Origin of the sequence: Microbispora sp. GKU 823 (assembly GCF_002027145.1) — a bacterium.
In the GTDB taxonomy this organism is placed as follows: Bacteria; Actinomycetota; Actinomycetes; order Streptosporangiales; family Streptosporangiaceae; genus Microbispora; species Microbispora siamensis.
The window spans coordinates 1-19,978 of sequence record NZ_MWJN01000028.1 but is presented as its reverse complement, the minus strand read 5'-3'; the positions used below and the strand labels follow the sequence as shown (position 1 = coordinate 19,978).

General features: G+C 69.8%; 17 protein-coding genes and 1 pseudogene. 7 read left to right on the top strand and 11 right to left on the bottom strand.

The annotated features are described in order from the left end of the window. Positions 1 to 160 precede the first annotated feature (160 nt). On the bottom strand, positions 161 to 1,066 hold the full coding sequence (gene sigJ / locus B1L11_RS16890; protein ID WP_079315367.1) for an RNA polymerase sigma factor SigJ: 906 nt from the start codon (positions 1,064 to 1,066) through the stop codon (positions 161 to 163). A gap of 109 nt (positions 1,067 to 1,175) precedes the next feature. On the opposite strand from sigJ, the gene B1L11_RS16885 reads away from it, so the two are divergent. Beyond that, complete coding sequence (locus tag B1L11_RS16885; protein WP_079315431.1) at positions 1,176 to 1,538, top strand: hypothetical protein; 363 nt, start codon at positions 1,176 to 1,178, stop codon at positions 1,536 to 1,538. Between the two features lie 62 nt (positions 1,539 to 1,600). Next, positions 1,601 to 4,711 carry a BTAD domain-containing putative transcriptional regulator gene (locus B1L11_RS16880; RefSeq protein ID WP_079315366.1) on the top strand — a complete coding sequence of 1,037 codons (3,111 nt, stop codon included), beginning with the start codon at positions 1,601 to 1,603 and terminating at the stop codon, positions 4,709 to 4,711. A gap of 6 nt (positions 4,712 to 4,717) precedes the next feature. Here the strand turns inward: B1L11_RS16880 and B1L11_RS16875 are convergent, their stop codons facing one another. Then, entirely contained in the window at positions 4,718 to 5,581 is an 864-nt protein-coding gene (locus B1L11_RS16875) for an ABC transporter permease (RefSeq protein WP_079315365.1), read from the bottom strand. Further along, positions 5,578 to 6,546, bottom strand: a complete 969-nt coding sequence (locus tag B1L11_RS16870; protein WP_079315364.1) for an ATP-binding cassette domain-containing protein — start codon at positions 6,544 to 6,546, stop codon at positions 5,578 to 5,580. Before B1L11_RS16870 ends, B1L11_RS16875 begins: the two co-directional genes overlap by 4 nt. A 344-nt stretch (positions 6,547 to 6,890) precedes the next feature. On the opposite strand from B1L11_RS16870, the gene rph reads away from it, so the two are divergent. Then, positions 6,891 to 9,485 carry a rifamycin-inactivating phosphotransferase gene (rph, locus tag B1L11_RS16865; protein WP_256862629.1) on the top strand — a complete coding sequence of 865 codons (2,595 nt, stop codon included), beginning with the start codon at positions 6,891 to 6,893 and terminating at the stop codon, positions 9,483 to 9,485. A gap of 75 nt (positions 9,486 to 9,560) precedes the next feature. Here rph and B1L11_RS16860 read toward each other — a convergent pair whose 3' ends face one another. The 6 genes from B1L11_RS16860 to B1L11_RS16835 all read right to left on the bottom strand — a co-directional run bounded on the left by B1L11_RS16860 (position 9,561) and on the right by B1L11_RS16835 (position 13,762). Next, entirely contained in the window at positions 9,561 to 9,965 is a 405-nt protein-coding gene (locus B1L11_RS16860) for a hypothetical protein (RefSeq protein WP_079315362.1), read from the bottom strand. A 4-nt stretch (positions 9,966 to 9,969) separates the two neighbouring features. Then, complete coding sequence (locus B1L11_RS45290) at positions 9,970 to 10,584, bottom strand: hypothetical protein (RefSeq protein ID WP_143737323.1); 615 nt, start codon at positions 10,582 to 10,584, stop codon at positions 9,970 to 9,972. Between the two features lie 106 nt (positions 10,585 to 10,690). Then, positions 10,691 to 11,509 carry a sugar nucleotide-binding protein gene (locus B1L11_RS16850; protein WP_079315360.1) on the bottom strand — a complete coding sequence of 273 codons (819 nt, stop codon included), beginning with the start codon at positions 11,507 to 11,509 and terminating at the stop codon, positions 10,691 to 10,693. Then, positions 11,506 to 12,780, bottom strand: coding sequence for an MFS transporter (locus tag B1L11_RS16845; protein WP_079315359.1), 1,275 nt, complete (start codon positions 12,778 to 12,780; stop codon positions 11,506 to 11,508). Before B1L11_RS16845 ends, B1L11_RS16850 begins: the two co-directional genes overlap by 4 nt. Positions 12,781 to 12,887: 107 nt before the next feature. Further along, positions 12,888 to 13,298, bottom strand: a complete 411-nt coding sequence (locus B1L11_RS16840) for an SRPBCC family protein (protein ID WP_179155191.1) — start codon at positions 13,296 to 13,298, stop codon at positions 12,888 to 12,890. Between the two features lie 20 nt (positions 13,299 to 13,318). Continuing rightward, positions 13,319 to 13,762 carry an HIT family protein gene (locus B1L11_RS16835; RefSeq protein ID WP_079315357.1) on the bottom strand — a complete coding sequence of 148 codons (444 nt, stop codon included), beginning with the start codon at positions 13,760 to 13,762 and terminating at the stop codon, positions 13,319 to 13,321. A gap of 149 nt (positions 13,763 to 13,911) precedes the next feature. Between B1L11_RS16835 and B1L11_RS16830 the strand changes: the two genes are divergently transcribed. The 3 genes from B1L11_RS16830 (at position 13,912) to B1L11_RS16825 (ending at position 15,921) form a co-directional block, all read left to right on the top strand. Beyond that, positions 13,912 to 14,766 (top strand): helix-turn-helix transcriptional regulator, encoded by an 855-nt coding sequence (locus B1L11_RS16830; RefSeq protein ID WP_079315356.1) that lies wholly within the window; start codon positions 13,912 to 13,914, stop codon positions 14,764 to 14,766. 121 nt (positions 14,767 to 14,887) lie between these two features. After that, positions 14,888 to 15,292, top strand: coding sequence for a LacI family DNA-binding transcriptional regulator (locus B1L11_RS54055; RefSeq protein ID WP_306291669.1), 405 nt, complete (start codon positions 14,888 to 14,890; stop codon positions 15,290 to 15,292). Further along, entirely contained in the window at positions 15,187 to 15,921 is a 735-nt protein-coding gene (locus tag B1L11_RS16825; RefSeq protein ID WP_306291668.1) for a substrate-binding domain-containing protein, read from the top strand. The genes B1L11_RS54055 and B1L11_RS16825 overlap by 106 nt, the downstream gene beginning before the upstream one ends. 77 nt (positions 15,922 to 15,998) lie before the next feature. Here B1L11_RS16825 and B1L11_RS16820 read toward each other — a convergent pair whose 3' ends face one another. Together B1L11_RS16820 and B1L11_RS16815 are read right to left on the bottom strand one after the other, a co-directional pair. Continuing rightward, positions 15,999 to 17,546 carry a non-reducing end alpha-L-arabinofuranosidase family hydrolase gene (locus tag B1L11_RS16820; protein ID WP_079315355.1) on the bottom strand — a complete coding sequence of 516 codons (1,548 nt, stop codon included), beginning with the start codon at positions 17,544 to 17,546 and terminating at the stop codon, positions 15,999 to 16,001. 15 nt (positions 17,547 to 17,561) lie between these two features. Next, positions 17,562 to 19,022, bottom strand: coding sequence for an endo-1,4-beta-xylanase (locus B1L11_RS16815; RefSeq protein WP_079315354.1), 1,461 nt, complete (start codon positions 19,020 to 19,022; stop codon positions 17,562 to 17,564). A gap of 615 nt (positions 19,023 to 19,637) precedes the next feature. On the opposite strand from B1L11_RS16815, the pseudogene B1L11_RS16810 reads away from it, so the two are divergent. Further along, positions 19,638 to 19,978: pseudogene (locus tag B1L11_RS16810) on the top strand (hypothetical protein); the annotation flags it as partial.

Genomic DNA, 19,978 nt, shown 5'->3' with positions numbered 1-19,978 from the left:
AGCGGTCCGGATGTATCACTCGGGCCAGCGGTAGCGACGGCGGCTCCGTCCGATCGGGTGCAGCCCGTCAGCGCGAGCGGACCGAGGCACGTGAGCATCGAGACGACGACAAGCGCTCGGCGGACCGGCCGGGCGCGGATGGGCGGTGGCGACTGGAGTATCAAGCCGTCCGTGCCCACAGCCGCAGCTTCTCCGGATTGCGGACCGCCCAGATCCGGGTGACGCGGCCGTCGGCGACATCGAACGAGGCTACGGTCACGACGACGCCGGCACGCTGGGCCACCAGGCCCGGCACACCGTTGACCGACCGCTCCAGGAGTTCGAGCCCCGGAGCCTTGTCGGCGATGGAGACCATGTACCGGGCGATGCGCGCGCCGCCTTCTATCGGGCGCAGGACGGTATCGACCATGCCACCGCCGTCGGCGGTCATCACGGCGGCCGGGTCGAGGAGGTCGACGAGGGCCGCGATGTCCTTCGTCTCCCATGCCTTCTTGACATGCCGCACCACGTCGGCCTGCCCGGCCGCCGGCACCGGGGCGCGTGCGTCGCCGACCCGCCGCCGGGCGGAGGCCGCCAGTTGCTTGCAGGCCGCAGCGGTACGGCCGAGGACGCCGGCGATCTCGGCGAAGGGGTAACGGAAGACGTCGTGCAGGACGAACGCCACCCGCTCGGCGGGCGTCATCGTCTCCAGGACGACGAGGAAGGCCATGGTCACCGATTCGTCCAGGACCATCTGGTCGGCGGGGTCGGTGCCATGCCCGTGGTCCCACTCGGCGCGCCCCGGCAGCGACTCGGGCAGCGGCTCGGGCAGCCACGCGCCGACATAGCGTTCACGCCGCGCCCGCGCCGAGCCGAGCACGTCCAGGCAGATGCGGCCGGTCACCGTCGTCAGCCAGGCGCCAGGGGACACGATCTCCTTCCGCCGACTCGGTGGCAGCGCGTACCAGCGCGCGTAGGCCTCCTGTACGGCGTCCTCGGCCTCGGCCAGTGAACCGAGCAACCGGTAGGCGACATTGATCAGTTGGCGCCGCTCACCGGCTATCTCATCGGTGCTCGTCCCAGCCATCCCCGTGCTCCCGACCGCTTCCGCACCTTACCTTTCGCAGGCCCGCGTCGTCGGGCTGGTGAGACCTTACCGATCTACTGCCCCCGGGGGCGGAATGGGGGACCGTGACATGGCCACCCAGGCGACGGCGCGGCGCAGCTTCTCGTTTCTGCGGATCGCGATCACCTTGCAGACCCTGACCATCTTCCTTCAAGCGGTCTCCGCCGGACTGCTGCTGACCTCGTCGTACGGGGGGACGCTGCACAGTGTGGGAGCCCGCGTGATGTACGGCGCGTCGATGCTGTACGTGCTCGCGGCGGTGCTGGCGTGGAAGCCGGGCGGCGGCTCGCCCCGGCCCGTCTGGCACGCGTCCGGCTTCCTTGTCCTCGCCTCCGTCCAGGTCGTGCTCGGCATCGCCCACGTACCGTCGGTCCATCTCCCCCTGGGCGTCCTGATGTTCGGGCTGAGCGTGCTGGCGCTGGCGCGGCGCTGAGATCCGGTATCGGCCAAAGGTGAGAAACGGGTGGAAGGCTCGGTGAAGCCTAGACTTGCGCCATGCCGATCCACCTGAGCCTGCTCGACGGTGTGCGGTGGCGAGGGCAGCCGGTGGTCGGTGAGAGGGCTCAGGCGCTGCTCGCAGCCCTCGCGCTCGCCTGCCGGACCGTGAACGCGGACCAGCTCGTCGCGGAGGTGTGGGGGGACAGCGAACCGGCCAATCCGGCGAAGGCGCTGCAGGTCCTGGTATCCCGGACCAGGTCCGTCGTGGGGCCGGAGGCGCTGGTCACAGAAGGGGGCGGCTACCGGCTCGAGGTCCCGCCCGACCGGGTCGACGCCTCCCGGCTGCACGGTCTGGCGGACCGGGCGCGGGCGCTGCTCGCCGAGAATCCGGCCGCGGCGGCCGCGGCGGCGGAGGAGGCGCTCGCGCTTGGCGTCGGGGCGCTGCCGCCCGAGGGCGAGGGCCCGCTGGCCGAGGTGCGCCGGCGCGCGGAACGCGACCTGGCGTCCGCGCGGGTCGTGCTCGCCCGGGCCCGGAGCCGGAGCGGCGACCACGGCCCCGCCCTGCCCGAGCTCGAGGAGGCCGTACGCGTCCACCCCGAGGACGAAGGGCTGCTCGCCGACCTCCTGCACAGCGAGGCGGCGGTGCGCGGAACGGGCGCCGCGCTGGACCGCTTCGAGCGCTACCGCTCGGACCTGCGCGACCGGATCGGCGCCGACGTCGGCCCTGAGCTGCGGCGGGTCCATCGTGAGCTGCTGGCGCTCGACAGCCCCGTACGCTCTGGAGTGCGGTTCGACACGACCCCGCTGCTCGGCCGCGACGACGACCTGCGACGAGTGCGGGCACTGCTCGCCACCTCCCGGGTGGTCTCGATCCTCGGCCCGGGCGGGCTCGGCAAGACCCGGCTCGCCCACGCCGTCGCCCGCGAGGCTCCGCAGCCGGTGGTGCACTTCGTCGAGCTGGTCGGCGTGACCGCGCCCGAGGACCTGGTCGGCGAGGTCGGGTCGGCGCTCGGCGTCCGCGAGTCGGTGACCGGACGCCGCACGCTCACGCCGCAGCAGCGCGCCGACGTCCGGGCCAGGATCGCCCAGCAGCTCGATCTGGCCCCGACGCTGCTGGTGCTCGACAACTGCGAGCATCTGGTGGAGGCGGTCGCCGACCTGGTCGCCTATCTGACCGCGACCACACGGGAGTTGCGCGTCCTCACCACGACCCGCTCGCCGCTGGCGATCGCCGCCGAACGCGCCTATCCGCTGCCCCAGCTGGGAACCGGTGACGCCGTCGAGCTGTTCTGCGACCGCGCGACCGCGGCCCGGCCCGGTGTGCACCTCGACGAGGACGACGTACGCGCCGTCGTGGCCCGCCTGGACGGCCTGCCGCTCGCGATCGAACTGGCCGCCGCCAAGGTGAGGGTGATGTCACCGGTCGAGATCGCCCGGCGGCTGGATGACAGGTTCTCGCTGCTGCGCGGCGGTGACCGGAGCGCCCCCTCCCGGCACCAGACGCTGCTGGCGGTGATCGACTGGTCCTGGAACCTGCTGGGCGAGCGGGAGCGCCGGGCCCTGCGCCGTCTCTCGGCCTTCCCGGACGGTTTCGCCCTCGACGCGGCGGAGGAGGTGCTCGGCGACGACGCTCTCGGCGACGTCGAGGAGCTCGTGGAGCAGTCCCTGCTCACCGTCGTGGAGACGGCCGACGGCGTCCGCTACCGGATGCTGGAGACGGTGCGCGAGTTCGGCCGGGTGCGGCTGGACTCGGCCGGCGAGACCGCCGAGGCGCGAGCCGCCGTACGCGCATGGGCCGTCGGTTACGCCGAGCGGCACGGCGCCCGGCTGTACTCGCCGGAGCAGGTCGACGCGATGGGCCGGCTGCGTGCCGAGGAGACGAACCTCGCCGACATCCTGCGCGATGCCCTGGCCGATCCCGATCCGGAAGCGGTCGTGGTGCTGTTCTCCGCGCTGGGCGGCTACTGGACGATCCGCGGGGACCACACGCGCGGCATCGTCCTCACTCCCGCCATCGCCGCCGCCCTGAGCGGCTGGACGCCGCCGCCCGGGCTCCTCGACCGGACCCGGGTGGCCCTGAGCATGGTGCTGTTCCACAGCATGATGATCTCCTCAGAGGAGATCGGAGGGCCGGCGGAGATGCTGTCCGCGTTGGGAGCCGACTCGGAGAACCGCGCCGTCCGGGCGCTGGTGACCGCACTGCTCACCACTTTGGCGGAACCCGAGAGCGGCTTCGACATGCTGATCGCCGATCCCGACCCGCTGATCCGTCAGATCGCGCTGCACTGGCTGAGTCACGGCCGGGAGAACTCCGGCGACCCGGTCGGCGCGATCGAAGCGGCCCGGGCCTCCCTCCAGCTCATCGATGACGACGACGTCCCCTGGCGCCGGGCGGTGCTGCACACCCAGCTGGCCGGCCTGTACGCGCACCTCGGTGACTCCGCGTCGGCCTCCAGGCATGCCACCGAGGCGCTCCCGGTGCTCGAACGCCTCGGGGCGATGGACGACGCCGTCCAGCTTCGCGCCGCCCTCGCCATGGGGGCGCTCACCGAGGGGCGCCGCGACGAGGCGGCGAGGATGGTCGGCGACCTGGAGACGCTGGCCGCCCAGGGCACCTACAGCGAGGTCCTGTCGGTCGCCACCGCCAGAGCCGAGCTGGCCCTCGCCGACGGGGACGTCGCCGAAGGACTGCGACGGCACCGCGAGACCGCCGAGGTGCTCCGGAACCTGCGCGTCCCCGGCGCGCCTGACGGCTCCACGCTGTGGGCCATCCTGGGCGAGGTCATCGCGCTCTCGGCGTTCGCGCAGTACGGCGAGGGCGACGACGGCGCGGACCTCTTCGAGTCGCTGCGGGCCAAGGTCCTGGTCGGGTTCGACCCGGACCACATGTTCAGGGACTACCCGGTGATGGGGATGGTGCTCGCCGGGCTGGGCATCTGGGGCCTGCTGAAGGGGGCGCTGCCCGCCGAGGAGGCGGTGCGGCTGCTCGTGCTCGCCGACCGGTTCGCCTACAACCGGTTCACCCCGACGATGCAGTGGTCGGTGCTGTCCGCGCACGCCGAACGCATCGCCCCCGGCGTCCTGTCCCGAGTCGAGGCCGAATACGGCGAACGGCGCGGCCCCGACCTGCTGGCCGAGGCCCGCGCCGTCCTGGAGCGGGTGCTCTGACACCGGCTACATCTTGCGGGAGTACGAGCGGACCGCCAGCGGGGCGAAGACCGCGACGACGATCGCGCAGCCGATGACCGCCCAGCCGACCTCGGCAGTCACGGCCCCGTCGTTGAGCAGGTCGCGCACCGCGGAGACGACGTGCGACACCGGGTTGACCTTCACGAACGCCTCCAGCCAGCCGGGCAGCGTGTCAGCGGGGACGAAGGCGTTGGACAGGAAGGTGAGCGGAAACATGATCATCATCGAGATGCCCTGGACGCTCTGCGCCGAACGCGCCATCGTGCCCAGCCAGGTGAAGATCCACGCCAGCGACCAGCCCGCGATCACGGTGAGCGCGACACCGCCGACGCAGCCGAGCACGCCGCCGCCGGGGCGGTACCCGATGAGCAGCCCGGTGACGACCGTCAGCACCGACGCGATGCCGTACCGGATCAGGTCGGCGATCATCGGGCCGGCCAGCGGAGCGATCCTCGCGATCGGCAGGGACTTGAAGCGGTCGAAGACCCCCTTGTCCATGTCTTCGCGCAGCTGCACGCCCGTCGCCATGCAGACGGTCAGGGCCGTCTGGGCGAGGATGCCGGGGATCAGCACCGGGAGGTAGTTCGACACGCTGCCGGAGATCGCGCCGCCGAAGATGAACGCGAACATCGCCGTGAACAGCAAGGGCTGGATGAGGACGTCGAAGAACTGCTCGGGCTTGCGGCGCATCTTCTTCAGGGCTCGCCATGCCATCGCCAGGACCTGGACCCAGGTCGCCTGAAGCGAGCTGCGGGACGTGGTGCGGGCGACCGCGGCGGACGGGTCGATGCGCTGGGGGGCGCGGGTGGTCGGGGTCGCGGTGGTCGAGGTCGCAGTGCTCGTGGTCATCGGGCCGCCTCCATCTGGGGTTCGTCGGCGCCGTGGCCGGTCAGCGCCAGGAAGACCTCGTCCAGCGTCGGCTTGGCGACGCTCACCGAGGAGATGCCGAGGCCTGCTTCCCGCAGGCCGATCAGGACGTCCGCGGCCCGGTCGGGGTCGGGGAGGGGGATGTTCATGCGTCCCGATTCCGGGGTCAGGACCGGGTCCTCACCCAGCACCCGGCGGACGACGTCCGCGGCCAGGGCGGTGTCGGCGCCGTCCGCGAGCCTGAGCTGCAGGGTTGAGTCCCCGACCTGGGTCTTCAGGGCGTCGGGGGTGTCTTCGGCGACCTTCCGGCCTCGGTCGATCACAGCCACGCGGCCGGCCAGTTGGTCGGCCTCGTCCAGGTATTGGGTGGTGAGAAGGATCGTGGAGCCGTCGGTGACCAGCTCACGGATCGTGTCCCACATCTGGCCTCGGGTCCTCGGGTCGAGGCCGGTCGTGGGCTCGTCCAGGAAGATCAGGGGTGGGCGGGTGATCAGGCTCGACGCCAGGTCCAGGCGGCGGCGCATGCCTCCGCTGAACTGGGACAGGGGACGGTTGGCCGCCTCCTGGAGACCGAAGCGTTCGAGCAGGTCACCGGCGATCGTCTTGGCTCGGGTGCTGGTCAGGCCCTGGAGGCGGGCGAACAGCCAGAGGTTCTCCCGGGCGGTCAGGTCCTCGTCCACCGAGGCGTACTGGCCGGTGACGCCTACCAGTTGCCGGATGCGGTGGGGTTCCCGCCGGACGTCGACGCCGAAGATCTCCGCATGGCCGCCGTCGATCGGGAGCAGGGTGGCGAGCATCCGGAGCATGGTGGTCTTGCCTGCTCCGTTGGGGCCCAGGACCCCGAAGATCTCGCCTTGCCGTACGTGAAGGTCGATGCCGTCCACGGCCCGGAAGTCGCCGAAGTTCTTGACCAGACTGTCGGCCCGGACGGCACTGAGGTCCGCCATGACGCGTCTCCTCTCTCCGCCGGGTACCTCCCGGCGTACGAGAAGAGCTTCCGCGTCGCCGGCTTCATCGCGGCTTCACGCTGGTTTCACCTCTGACCTGGCGGTTTCACCGGGCCTCGTCGGTCAGGGCGGCGCGATCAGGCCTGCCAGACAACCGGTTCAACCGGGTCGGCCACGGCGCTGAGAAGGGGGAAGGTCGGGCCGGGCTGCGCACGCGGCGCACGTCACTCCCCGCCACTTTCACTGTATAGCAGACGCGCGGGCCTCATGAGGCGCCGGAAAGTGGTTCATACTTGCGCGTTGCGAACCGGCCCGACGAACGATGGAGCAGCGAATTGCGCTACGTGCTGGGATTCGAGGACATCGACTCGACGAATGCCGCAGACGTCGGCGGAAAGGGGGTGCACCTGGGCGAGCTCTCGCGAATCGATGGCATCCGCGTGCCGGACGGCTTCTGCGTCACGACGGACGCCTTCCAGCGGGTCGTGGCCGAGGTGCCGTCGATCGACGCTCAGCTTGACCTGCTGTCGCGGGTGAAACCGGACGACCGGGCGGCGATCCGCACCCTGAGCGCGGATATCCGCCGCGCCGTCGAGGGCGCCGCGATGCCTGACGATCTCGTGGCGGCGATCCGTGAATCGCTCGCCCGGCTCGGGGAGCACGCCTCCTACGCGGTGCGTTCCAGCGCGACGGCCGAGGACCTGCCGACCGCGTCCTTCGCCGGCCAGCAGGACTCGTACCTGAACGTCGTGGGCCTGGCGGCGATCCTTCGGCACGTCCAGCGGTGCTGGGCCTCGCTGTTCACGGAGCGGGCGGTGACCTACCGGCACCACAACGGCTTCGACCACCGGAAGGTGCGGATGGCCGTGGTCGTACAGCGGATGGTGTTCCCGGACGCGGCCGGGGTCCTGTTCACCGCGGATCCCGTGACGTCGAACCGGAAGATCGCCACCGTGGAGGCCGGTTGGGGGCTCGGCGAGGCGCTCGTCTCCGGTCTGATCACCGGGGACGTCTACACGGTGCGCGACGACCAGGTCGTCACCAGGGCGGTCGCCACCAAGCCGCGGTCCGTCCAGGCGTCGCCGGGAGGCGGCACTCAGGACGTGCCGATCGAGCCGCAGCGGCAGACGCGGCCGGCTCTGACGGATGCACAGGTCGTGCGCCTGGTGCGGCTCGGCCGGCGGATCGAAGCGCACTTCGGCCGGCCCCAGGACATCGAATGGTGCCTGGTCGGCGACGACTTCCACATCGTCCAGAGCCGGCCGATCACCACCCTGTTCCCCGTCCCTGCGACCGATGACCAGGAGAACCACGTCTACGTCTCCGTCGGTCACCAGCAGATGATGACCGACGCGATGAAGCCGCTGGGACTCTCCCTGTGGCAGCTGACGACCCCACGGCCGATGCACGAGGCGGGCGGACGGTTGTTCGTGGACGTAGCCCCCGTCCTGGCGACATCCGCGGGCCGCGCGCGCCTCCTCGGGACCTTCGGAAACTCCGACCCGCTGGTTCGGGACGCGCTGCAGACCGTCCTCGACCGCGGTTTTGTCCGCGCGCTTCCTGACGAAGGGCCTGGCCCCGCACCCGCCGGTGGCGCACCCGCCCCGATCGAGACCGATCCGGCCATCGTCACGGAGTTGATCCGGCACAGTCAGGAGTCCGTCGCCACCCTGCGGCGGGAGATCCAGGGTCTGTCCGGGCCGGCGCTGCTCGACTTCATCCTGGCCGACATCGCAGAGCTGAAGCGCATCCTGTTCGATCCGCGGAGCTCCCAGGTGATCATGGCGGGGATGGAGGCGACCTGGTGGCTCAACGACCACATCGAGGCGTGGCAGGGCGAGAAGAACGCGGCCGACGCGCTCACGCAATCCGTCCCCCACAACGTCACGTCGGAGATGGGGCTGGCGCTCCTCGACGTCGCGGACACGATCCGGCCGCACGCGGACGTCGTGGCGTTCTTGCAGCGCGTCGCGGACGAAGGCCGGGAGGGCGACGGCTTCCTGGACGAGCTGGCCGGGCTGCCCGGCGGACGGGAAGCGCGTGACGCCATCCGGAGCTACCTCGACCAGTACGGCATGCGCTGCGCCGGCGAGATCGACATCACCAGAACGCGCTGGAGCGAGCAACCTGCCACGCTCGTGCCCACCATCCTCGGCAACATCAGGAACTTCGAGCCGGGCGCCGGCAAGCGACGCTTCGAACAAGGACGCCAAGAGTCGCAGCGGAAGGAACAGGAACTGCTGACGCGCCTGCGCGCCCTGCCCGACGGGGAGCGGAAGGCCGCGGAGACCAAGCGGATGATCGACCGCGTCCGCGCCTTCGCCGGATACCGGGAGTACCCCAAGTACGGCATGATCAGCCGCTACTTCGTGTACAAGCAGGCGTTGCTGCGGGAAGCCGATCGCCTCGTCCAGTCCGGCGTCCTGCGCGAGAGGGAAGACATCTTCTTCCTCCGGCTCGAGGAGTTGCAGGAGGTCGTGCGCACCAACGAGGTGGACGCCGAACTCATCCGGGAAAGGCGGGAGGCGTTCCGGTCGTACGAGGCGCTCACACCGCCCCGGGTCCTCACGTCGGACGGCGAGGTCATCACCAGCCGGTATCGGCGTGACGACGCCCCGCCCGGCGCGCTGGCCGGCCTCCCGGTCTCGGCCGGGACCGTCGAGGGCCGTGCCCGTGTCGTCATGGACATGGCACAGGCCGATCTTGAGGCCGGCGACATCCTGGTCACCGCCTACACCGACCCCAGCTGGACGCCCCTGTTCGTCGCCGCCGCCGGACTGGTGACGGAGGTAGGCGGCCTCATGACGCACGGGGCGGTGATCGCACGAGAGTACGGCCTGCCGGCCGTCGTGGGTGTGGAGCAGGCCACCCGGCTGATCCGGGACGGGCAGCGGATCCGCGTTAACGGAACCGACGGGTACGTCGAGATCCTCACCTGAACCGGGACTCCGGCCGCCCTCCACGGGCCCGGCGACGAGCTCCATGGCACTGCCTGCGTACGGGTGACACAATGATCATCTGATGCTCCCGTCTCCGTCCGGTTGCACTGTGTCGGCGACGACTGCAGCCGTGACGAAGAACCCGCCCTCAGCGATTTGTGTCACCGCATCAAGCCGAACTCCTCGCTCGTTCGTCGCAACCGTATGGGCTTCGAAGTACCGGTACCTAAGATCCCTCAACCAAATCCGTTCTAGCTCCTCCGCGATCTCTGTGACCGAACATCGGGGTGTGGCTTGGCACTCGGCCGTGATCAGGTGGCTCGTGTCACCGGTTAGTCGAACCACCACCTGGCTGATCAAGGGCGAGTGCCAGAGATAGGCGTCGAAGTCGAGTGCCATGCCGTCGAGGTCATTCCCGTCGCTGGGAAGCGACTCGCTCATCACCCGCTGCTTCGCTGCGGCGAACTCAGAAGCCTCCATTCCGTCAGTCGAACCATACGACCAAGCGCACACCTTCAAGTCCGAACCGCCGCGCCAACGCCTGCATCACCCCGAAGACGTGTTCCCACCCGGTGCCGGGTCCCAGCACGTCCAGTCGCGTCATCGGGCGATATTCGAGTGTCACTCCGGAAACCTCCCAGCGACCCATCGGAGCCTCGACGGGCGAGGCGCCCCAGGGCGGGATGCCGTACTCCTCCACGACATCGTCAGGCCATTGGTCGTCCACCCGATAGCGGCTGATCGACCAGCCATGCACTGACTGAACATCAAGCACCCCCCGAGCGGCAGGACGGACAGTCATATCCAGGTCACGAAGCTCCGCCCAGGAAACCCACGTACAGCCATGTATGGCGGCATCGATCCGGACATATTCCTCGTAGCGGCTACGGACAGGTTCCGACGCGTCGGCGGGTAAACCACGGCCGGCCGCGACTGGGGTCCATCCGAGCCGGTTACGAACACCGAAGAGGCAGCCGTATGACTCATAGTCATGGCCGTCATAGAGCGGGTAGAGAGGCATGGAAACGGCCCATGCGTCCCACTCCTCGTCAGCGCACGGGTGGCGAGCCTCGATGAAGCCGTAAATATCGGTGCCCACATCGACAGGTTAAACAGTCAGATCAACTGGTTTCTGGCATCATCCGCCACGTGCAAACTTGAGGATGGATCAATCACGGTCATTCGCGGGCGGCCGCGCCAAGCGGCTATCTCAGGAACTCCCGGGCGCCGCGCAGCCTGGTCCTCAGGTGCCGCTGAGTCAGGCCGCAGTCCAACCGCACATCGAGCGGCCCAGGCAGGTCGGTGTCCCCGCGCCGGCCGTACGGCAGCCGAGCCGGATCGATGCCGTCACGCTGCGCGACAAGACATCCAAGCTCATATCGGCTCACCGCGTCTGCGCCGGCCACGTGGTGGATCCCCGCGCGATCAGAGGCCGCTAGCTCCAAGAGAGCCGCTGCCAGGTCGCGGACATGCACGGGGCAGCGCACGTCGTCGGTGAACAGCACCCCGTGCATGCCGCCCGCGGCCAGCGCGTGCACCAAGTCTTCGTGCGGAGAGCCGCCGTCCCCGATGATCAGAGAGGTACGGGCGATCACCGCCGTGGGGGTGATCGCCTGCACAGCCACCTCTGCGGCCGCCTTCGCCGCTCCGTACGGAGTCACCGGATCGGGGACGCTGTCCTCGGCGTAGGTGATCGCCCTACCGGAGAAGACCGCATCGCTCGACACGTGCACCAGGCGCCCGCCGTTCCCGGAGGTTGCGATGGCCACGTGAGCGGCTCCGACGGCCGTCGTCACCCAGTCCGGCTGACGGTAGGCCGCGTTGACGACGACGTCAGGGCGGAACGCGCCGATCAGGTCGACCACGGCGGTACGGTCACGGACATCGAGCGGCACCCAGTCGGCTCCCGCGGCCGTGCCCGGCCGGGTCAGGTAGGTCGCGGCCACGACATGGCCATCCGCCGCGGACTGCCCCACGAGTTCGTCGCCGAGAAAGCCGCTGCCGCCCACGATGAGGATCCTCATGAGCCGTGACCGTACTTCAGCGAGGTGGCCGCCTCCGGGTCGCTGTCCCCGCCGAACGCGCTGACATCGCTCTGGAAGCGCGTCATGCCGCGGAGGAGAAGAGTGGCCAGCGGCACGGCGAACCCGGCGACCGCGCCGATCGCCAGCAGTGCCGGTCGGCCGATCGCGGCGCCGGCCGGACCGGTGAGCGTCAGACCGAGGGGCGTCATGACCGAGGCGGCCAGCCAGTCCACGGAGGTGACCCGGGCGAGCCGTTCCGGAGGGATCTCCCTCTGGAGGTTCACCACCCACTGCACGGCGAAGATCTCCAGCCCCAGACCCGCGGCGATGTAGCAGGCGTCTACGAATCCCGGCGACACCGGCCAGGTGAGCGCGAGCGGCACGACGCCGTAGAGGGCGAGCCCGCCGATCGCGGCCAGTCCCGGCCGGTCGGGCTTCCATCTCATGCTGAGGAGCCCGCCCGCCAGGCCGCCGACCGACAGCAGGGCGAGGGCGGTTCCGTACACGGCGTCGCCGCCGAAGGTCTCGCGGGAGACGAGAGGCAGCAGGACCTGCGCCGGCGCGATCGTGAGCATCTGCTGGAGCGCGACTGCGACGATCACCCCCAGGACCCACCGCCGCCGTACGACCTCGGAGAGACCGTCGGCGATCTCCCGTACGGCGGACGCCCGCCGCCCCGGCGTGACGACGGGCTCACGCAACGGCAGGAGAAGGACGAGACCGAGCAGGTAGGCCGTCAGCACGGCGAGAAATCCGATCCCTGCGGACCACGCCGTCACCACGTACGCGCCGAGACCGGGCCCGATGATGGCGCCCAACCGCCAGGAGACGGCCGTCAGCGCCGCACCGGCCGGACGCTGGGCGGGGGTGAGGACCGACGACAAGCAGGCCTGGTACGCGGGCCGGTGGAAGGCCTCCGCCCCTCCCACGAGGAAGACCAGGAGCGCGAGAAGCCACGGGGAGGCATTGCCGCACAACCCGACGGCGGCCACGCAGCACTGGAAACCCAGCGAGGCGACCATCACCGTACGGCGTGGCAGCCGGTCCGCCCACAGCCCGCCGAGCAACGCGAACACGATCAACGCGATCCACCGGCAGGTGAAGATAGCGCCGACGGTCGAGGCGGTGCCACCCGCGTTGAGGGCCGCGATGGTGACCGTGACCGGGAAGATCTGGTCGGCCGCCACCGACATCGTGAAGCTGAGCCACAGCAAGCGGAATTCGCGATTTCGCGCCAGAGAGCCACCCGCGGAATCAGTCAGAACGCGCATGCTACGCAATGAATCCCGATCAGGCGGAAGGCGCAAGGAAACGACCCCTCACCGCCTCGCCGGTTCGAGATGATCCACTGGCGGGCTACGACGAGGGGTAGGCGGGGTCAACGGGCCTGAGCGGCGGATTCGAGTATGTGCTTCAAACGGGCGAGGTCGGCCTGCACGAGGCCCGCGTCGCGGGCGAAGTCCTCGTCACTCACACCTGGAAGGCGGCGCAGGGTGAAGACCACCTCGCAGGCGTCGCCGTCGGGGATGACCCGCATCGGGTTGTAGACGACCTGCCCGGAGGGCAGCGTGACGTCGTGGTCGAGCACGCCGTACTCGTTGTGCTTCGCGAAGGCCAGGCCGGCCCGGCCCGACGGGGTCTCCACGTACCACTGGCCGTCGACGTTCTCCACCGAGGTGCCGAGCCCCGGAGCCCATTCCGGGAGGTTGGCCGGGTTCGACGCGTATTCGTAGACGTCGGCCGCGTGCCGGTCGATCCACACGCTGACGTGCCTGGATTCGAGAGCCATGCACGCCATCATGCCGGAGATCAGGGCTCCAAGGCCGCCAGGCCGGATCGCACCGCTTCGGCTTCCCGGTCGAGCAGGCTTCTCTCCCTGGTGCCCCAGTCGGCCTCTATCCGGAAGGCGTCCCCCTTGAACCGGGGGAACACATGCAGATGGAAATGGAAGACCTCCTGGAAAGCGGCCTTGCCGTCCGCCAGGAAAACGTTCACGCCCTCGCAGCGAAGCCCCGAGCGTCGCAGAGCCCGCCCCATGCGATGGCCGATCCTCCACACATGTGTGCTCGTCTCCTCGTCCAGGTCTTCGAGGCCGACGGCGTGGACGCGGGGAATCACGAGAAGATGGCCGGGTGTCACCGCCCCGATGTCCATGATCACCATGACGCGGTCGTCCTCGTAGGGGATGCTCGCCTCGGCCTCCCCGCGGAGGATCGCACAGAAGACGCAGCCCGGTCCCTCATGCTCTCCCATACGTCCATGGTGCGGAGTCGGCCAGAAGACGGAAGAGGGTCTCGGGGTCTTCGATGTGCGGATCGTGCCCGGTCGGCAGAGTCATCGCCACCGGGCGGGACTCTCCCGGACGAAGCCGCAGACTATCGGCGGGGTGCAGACTGGTCCGTATGGCGACGGGGGAATCGACGGGAGAGTTCGGCAAGGCGGTGCGCCGCTGGCGTGACCGGGTCGCGCCCGAGACCGCCGGACTGCCGGCGGCGGGACAGCGGCGCGCGGCCGGACTGCGCCGTGAGGAACTGGCCCTGCTGGCCGGGATCTCCGTCGACTACGTCACCCGGCTCGAACAGGGCCGCGCGTCCCATCCGTCGGCCCAGGTCGTCGAGGCCCTGGCCCGGGCCCTGCGGCTGTCGGGCACCGAGCGCGCACACCTGTTCCGGCTGGCCGGGCTGGCGCCGCCGGAACCGGAGACGGTGCCGACGCACATCACTCCGAGCGTCCTGCGGCTGCTGGACCGGCTGACCGGCACGCCCGTCGCGGTCTTCGACGCGTGCTGGACGCTGCTCCTGGCCAACCCTCCGTACGCCGCGTTGATGGGCGACCCGTCGGAGGAGCCGCGCGGCGACCAGCGCAACGCGGTGTGGCGGCATTTCCTCGGCTCCGGCACCCGGGCCCGGCACACCGCAGAGTCCCTGCGGGCGTTCGAGACGGTCCTGGTCTCCGACCTGCGCGCGGCCGCCGCTCGCTATCCGGGCGACCAGCGGCTGCGGCGGCTGGTCGCGGATCTGCGCGCGAACAGCGAGCGGTTCGCCGAGCTGTGGGATTCCGGTGCCGTCGGACGGCACGACGCCGCCCGCAAGATCATCGACCATCCCGACGTCGGCCCCCTGACGCTGGACTGCGACGTGCTCACCGTGGCGGGCGCCGATCTGCGCATCATGGTCTACACGGCCGAGCCCGGCACCGAGGACGCAGAACGCCTCGCATCGCTCACCGCGCTCGGTACGCCGACACTCGCCGGATAAACCGGTTTCCGAAAGTTTTCGCAGTTGGTATCAGTATGAACTTGGTGACTGTCTGAAATTATTCGGCGAATCGCCGAAACATTCAGAGCCACACGCACACCTCGACGTTAGACTGCGGCTTGTGACCGTTGTCGACGAGCCGTCCGCATCCGTCCCCGAGCCGCTGACCCTCGCGCAGCTCGCCGAACTCGCCGGAGTATCCAAGGCGACGGTCTCCAAGGTGGTGAACGGCCGCTCCGCGGTGGCGCCGGAGACCCGTGCCCTGATCGAGGGCCTCATCCGGGAGCACGGCTTCCGCAGGCAGCGGCGGCGCTCCAGCCCGGCCGCCGTGCTGGAGCTGGTCTTCCACGAACTGGCGGGCGACTACCCGACGAGATCGCCCGGGGGGTGGGGCAGGTCGCGCGCGAGCACCACATGGCCGTGGCCATCTCCGAGTTACAGGGCAACCACGTCCCCGGCGCCGACTGGCTGGAGGACGTGCTCGGCCGCCGTCCCGCCGGCGTCATCGCGGTCTTCTCCAACCTGACCGACGTCCAGCGTGATCGGCTCGCCACTCACAAGATCCCCCTCGTCCTCCTGGACCCGACCGGCGACCCGGGACACCGCGTCCCCTCGGTGGGCGCGGGCAACTGGAACGGCGGGCTCACCGCCACCCGCCACCTCCTGGAGCTGGGCCACCGGCGGATCGCCATCATCACCGGGCCGTCGCACGCGTTGTCCAGCCGCGCCCGTCTCGACGGCTACCGCGCCGCGCTCGACACGGCCGGGGTGCCCGTCGACCCGGACCTGATCTGCCAGGGCGACTACCAGATCGAGGACGGCCTGACGCACACGCACCGGCTGCTGCGCCTGTCCGACCCGCCCACGGCCGTTTTCGCCTCCAACGACGGCCAGGCCATCGGGGTCTACCACGCGGCTCACCAGATGGGGGTGCGCATCCCGGAGGACCTCAGCGTCATCGGCTTCGACGACATGCCCCCGGTGCGGTGGGCCATTCCGCCGCTGACCACGATCCACCAGCCGCTGACCGAGATGGCGGGGGCGGCGGCCGCCATGCTGGTGACGCTCGCCAGGGGCGAGCCCCTCCCCCACTACCGCAAGGAGTTCGCCACGACCCTCGTCGTACGCGAGAGCACCGCTCCTCCGAAGCGCTAGAGGCGAGACCTCCGGCACGACGGGGGTCCGCCGCACCGGAGGTCAGCTTCCCCGGGGAAGGATCGGGAAAGGACGGCTCAGCAGGTGGAGTTGGTCTGCGTGAGCAGGCCCAGCCGCCACGGCAGGGAGTTGTAGTCGCCGCCGGAGTTGGGGTCTCGGCCCTGGTACAGGTACTGCATCTTGCACGGGCTGATGGTCAGCGTCTGGTCCACCTGGGTGCGGACCATCTCGCCGTGGCTGATGTCGTTGGTCCACGCGCCGCCGGGGAAGGTCACGTTGCTCGATCCGGCGAACGGGCTGGACTCACTGGCCGCCAGCGGCGTCCACGACCCGGCGATGCTGTTCGACGTCCAGGACCGGAAGTAGCGCCGGCCGCTCGACCCGATCGCCTCGACGATCAGCAGATAGCGGTTGTCTCCCTGCACCTTGTAGACGTTGCTCGCCTCGAACACGTTGTTCCGGTTGGAGTCCTGCAGCGCGATCACCGTGTTGCCGAACCCGTTGGGGAAGTTCGCGAGCGTCGTCTGCGACCGGTACAGGTGCCCGTTGTCGTCCGAGGAGAACAGATAGCAGTTGGCGTTGTCGCAGATCACCCACATGTCGACCCAGTAGCCGTTGCCGATGTTCTGCCGGATGATGTCGGGCATCCCCGAGTAGAAGTTCTTCGGCGCGCTCCACCCGTTGGGGTTGCCGATGTCCGGGTTGGTGGAGTACGAGGCGTTGCCGGTCTGGTACACGAGATACCACAGCTTCTGCGGCGCGAAGTAGAACACCTCGGGCGCCGCCCGGTATCCCGAGCCGATCGGGGTGCGGTCCAGGTAGTAGTGCGTCGCCGAGCCGGCCTGCGACCAGTCGGAGAAGCTCAGGTACACCAGGTTGTAGCCCGAGGCCTGGGCCGTGCTGGCGAACACGTGGTACTTGCCGTTGTAGTACACCACCGTCGGGTCCTTGATGCCCGCGATGTTGTGCGACGAGTCCGGCTTCGGCGCGATCAGCACACCGCTCGAGCTCCACCGGAAGCTCGACGGCAGCGTCCCGCCGCCACCCGTCGGACTCGCCGACGGGCTCGGGCTCGGGCTGGACGTCGGGCTCGGGCTCGGGCTGGACGTCGGGCTCGGGGTCGGACTGGACGTCGGGCTCGGGCTGGGCGACCCCGGATTTCCGGTGCAGGGCACGCCGTTCAGGGAGAACGAGGCAGGCACCGGGTTGGAGCCGTTCCAGGCGCCGTTGAACCCGAAGGTGACGCTGCCGCCCGAGGGGATCGTTGCGTTGTAGCTGACGTTCGTCGCCGTCACCGACGACCCCGACTGGGTGTGGGTCGCGTTCCAGATCTGGGTGATCTGCTGGCCGGCCCCGAACGTCCAGGACAACTGCCAGCCGTTCACGGCGTCGCCCAGGTTGTCGACCACCACGTTGGCGCTGAAGCCACCGGCCCACTGTGAGGCGATGGTGTAGTCGACGCGGCAGGCGACGGCGGCCTCCGCGCTGTGGGCGTTCAGCAGCCCGGTCGCCGCCAACAGGAGCGGCATCGCCGTCATCGCCAGCTTCCGGCGCAGGGACACCCCAGGCGGCGCCGCCGGTTCGGCGGAGCGGCGCGGCGGCCGCGCTCGCCAGGGTAGGCGCATCAGTGTCTCCTCATGTCACGGGCTGGTGCAGGTCGCGGTGGGGGTGGCGGCGCTGCCGTTGGCGGTGAAGCCGAAGGTGGTGGACGAGCCGGCCGCGATCGAGCCGTTGTAGGAGGCGTTGCTGACGGTCACGCTGGAGCCGGACCCGCTCTGCGTGCCGTTCCACAGGCTGCTGATGCTCTGCCCGCTCGGCCAGGTCCACTTCACGGTCCAGCCGTTGACCGCCGAACTGCCCGCCCGTACGGTCACCGTCGACTGGAACCCGCCCGGCCAGCTGTTGGTCGTCTCGATGGTCGCCGAGCACGCCCCGCCCACCGGCGGCGTCGGGGACGGACTGGTGTTCGGGGACGGACTGGTGTTCGGGCTGGTTGTCGGGGATGGGCTGGTGTTCGGGCTGGTGGTCGGAGACGGGCTCGTGTTCGGGGTCGCGGCGTTGAGCGCGTCGAGGACGGCCGTGTACGCCTGCTTCTTGTTGAAGTTGCCGTCGAACAGCAGCGGGGTGTCGCCGCTGCGCCAGGAGTACTTATCGGTGATGCCCCACACGGTGATGCCGGTGCAGCGGGGCACCGCCGTGCAGGCCTGGGTGACGCGGCGGTAGGCGTCGGCCTGGGCGGAGCCCGAGCCACCGATGTCGAGCTCGGTGATCTGGACGTCGACGCCGAGCGCGGCGAACTGGGCGATGTTCTGCTGGTAGTTGGACGGCACCGATCCCGACGACAGGTGCGACTGCAACCCGACGCAGTCGATCGGCACGCCGCGCGCCTTGAAGTCCTTGATCATGTTGTAGACGCCGCGGGTCTTGTTCGCGTTGGCGTCGTCGATGTTGTAGTCGTTGTAGCAGAGCTTGGCGTTCGGGTCGGCCGCCCGCGCGGCGCGGAATGCCTCCTCGATGAAGCCGTTGCCGAGCTTCTGGGTGAACACCGAGCTGCGCAGCGTGCCGACCGCGCCGCCGTCGGCGAAGGCCTCGTTGACCACGTCCCAGGCGTAGATCTTGCCCTTGTAGTGGCCCATCACGTTGTTGATGTGGTTGGTCATCGCGCTGCGCAGGTCACTGGCCGACAGGCCGCCGACCCAGCTCGGCAGCTGGTTGTGCCAGACCAGCGTGTGTCCGCGGATCTTCATGCCCTTGCTCTGGGCGTGGCTGACGATCTGGTCGGCGGAGGTGAAGCGGAACGAGCCGCGCGAGGGCTCGGTGGCGTCCCACTTCATCTCGTTCTCGGGGGTGACGGCGTTGAACTCCCGGTCCCAGGTGGCCACGTAGGTCGAGTCGTTCATGTGCCCGGCCGCGATCGCGGCGCCGTAGTAGCGGCCGCTCTGGGCTGCCGCCGCGCCCAGCGTGCCGGCGGCGGCGCCGGCGGGGACGGACGCCGCGAGTGCGGTGGCCGTGCCGAGTACGCCGAGGGCGCCGGCGACCAGCAGCCGGCGGGTGCCGACGAGCCGTCGTCCGCCGTCGGCGGGTAAGGGATTTTCGCCCATGCCTGAGCCTCCACTGCGGAATCGATGAGGGAACGCGGATAGACGCCCGCGGGAACAGCACGCGATCCGTCGTCGCGTCGAAACTGCGGCCCCTGCCGCTCACCACCGACCCCGGCAGGAGGAGCCGCCTTGGGGAGTCAGTCTGGAAATCATCCCGAAACGTGTCAAGGGCGTTTCCAGAAAGTTTCGATGCCAGCTTGGTCCTCTACGGCTACACGCTGCACCGATGTCGTCAACCTGGCATGTAATTTTTCCCGGCACCTCTGTCAGTGGCCCTCGATGCGCGGGTCTCGGTGAACGTTTCATCGCCGCGCCTCCTCTCAGCGGCGGGTTCGCGTCTCATCGCGGCAGTTGAGACGGGCAGGCCGGACGGAAGGGCGGGGCGGGGGCGGGAGCTGGAGCTTGACGAGGGCTCGTCACGTCGTATTTGCTCCGGCGCACCACCACCCCCGGTCATCCCGAGGAGAGGAGCGATCGACTCGTTGAGCCGTTGTTAGCGCTAACAATAACGTCTACGAGCGCTACCGGTGCTCGGCCCCGGCCTCGTGCGGGTCGGCCACGGCGGGAACCCGCCCACCCACCTCACTCTTGTCGAAAGGGGTTGACCAACCAGCGATGTTAACGCTCACAAATCGGCGCGGATGGAGACGGTGGACACGCCGGCTGACCACCGCGCTCCTGGCCGCGACCGTCGTGGCGACGGCGCCCGCCGTCGCCCGCGCCGAGTCCAACGGCGGGGTGCGGGTCATGCCGCTGGGCGATTCGATCACCGAGGGTACGCAGGTGCCGGGCGGTTACCGGATCGGGTTGTGGCAGCGCCTGGCCGCGGGTCGTTACACAATCGACTTCGTCGGGTCGCAGTACAACGGGCCGGCCAATCTGGGCGACCACGACCACGAGGGACACCCCGGGTGGCGGATCGACCAGATCGACGCGAACATCACCGGCTGGCTGCG

Coding starts and splice junctions, on each gene's coding strand:
- sigJ (WP_079315367.1), bottom strand. CDS start 1,066: ATGGCTGGGACGAGCACCGATGAGATAGCCGGTGAGCGGCGCCAACTG.
- B1L11_RS16885 (WP_079315431.1), top strand. CDS start 1,176: ATGGCCACCCAGGCGACGGCGCGGCGCAGCTTCTCGTTTCTGCGGATC.
- B1L11_RS16880 (WP_079315366.1), top strand. CDS start 1,601: ATGCCGATCCACCTGAGCCTGCTCGACGGTGTGCGGTGGCGAGGGCAG.
- B1L11_RS16875 (WP_079315365.1), bottom strand. CDS start 5,581: ATGACCACGAGCACTGCGACCTCGACCACCGCGACCCCGACCACCCGC.
- B1L11_RS16870 (WP_079315364.1), bottom strand. CDS start 6,546: ATGGCGGACCTCAGTGCCGTCCGGGCCGACAGTCTGGTCAAGAACTTC.
- B1L11_RS16860 (WP_079315362.1), bottom strand. CDS start 9,965: ATGGAGGCTTCTGAGTTCGCCGCAGCGAAGCAGCGGGTGATGAGCGAG.
- B1L11_RS16850 (WP_079315360.1), bottom strand. CDS start 11,509: ATGAGGATCCTCATCGTGGGCGGCAGCGGCTTTCTCGGCGACGAACTC.
- B1L11_RS16845 (WP_079315359.1), bottom strand. CDS start 12,780: ATGCGCGTTCTGACTGATTCCGCGGGTGGCTCTCTGGCGCGAAATCGC.
- B1L11_RS16840 (WP_179155191.1), bottom strand. CDS start 13,298: ATGGCTCTCGAATCCAGGCACGTCAGCGTGTGGATCGACCGGCACGCG.
- B1L11_RS16835 (WP_079315357.1), bottom strand. CDS start 13,762: ATGGGAGAGCATGAGGGACCGGGCTGCGTCTTCTGTGCGATCCTCCGC.
- B1L11_RS16830 (WP_079315356.1), top strand. CDS start 13,912: ATGGCGACGGGGGAATCGACGGGAGAGTTCGGCAAGGCGGTGCGCCGC.
- B1L11_RS16820 (WP_079315355.1), bottom strand. CDS start 17,546: ATGCGCCTACCCTGGCGAGCGCGGCCGCCGCGCCGCTCCGCCGAACCG.
- B1L11_RS16815 (WP_079315354.1), bottom strand. CDS start 19,022: ATGGGCGAAAATCCCTTACCCGCCGACGGCGGACGACGGCTCGTCGGC.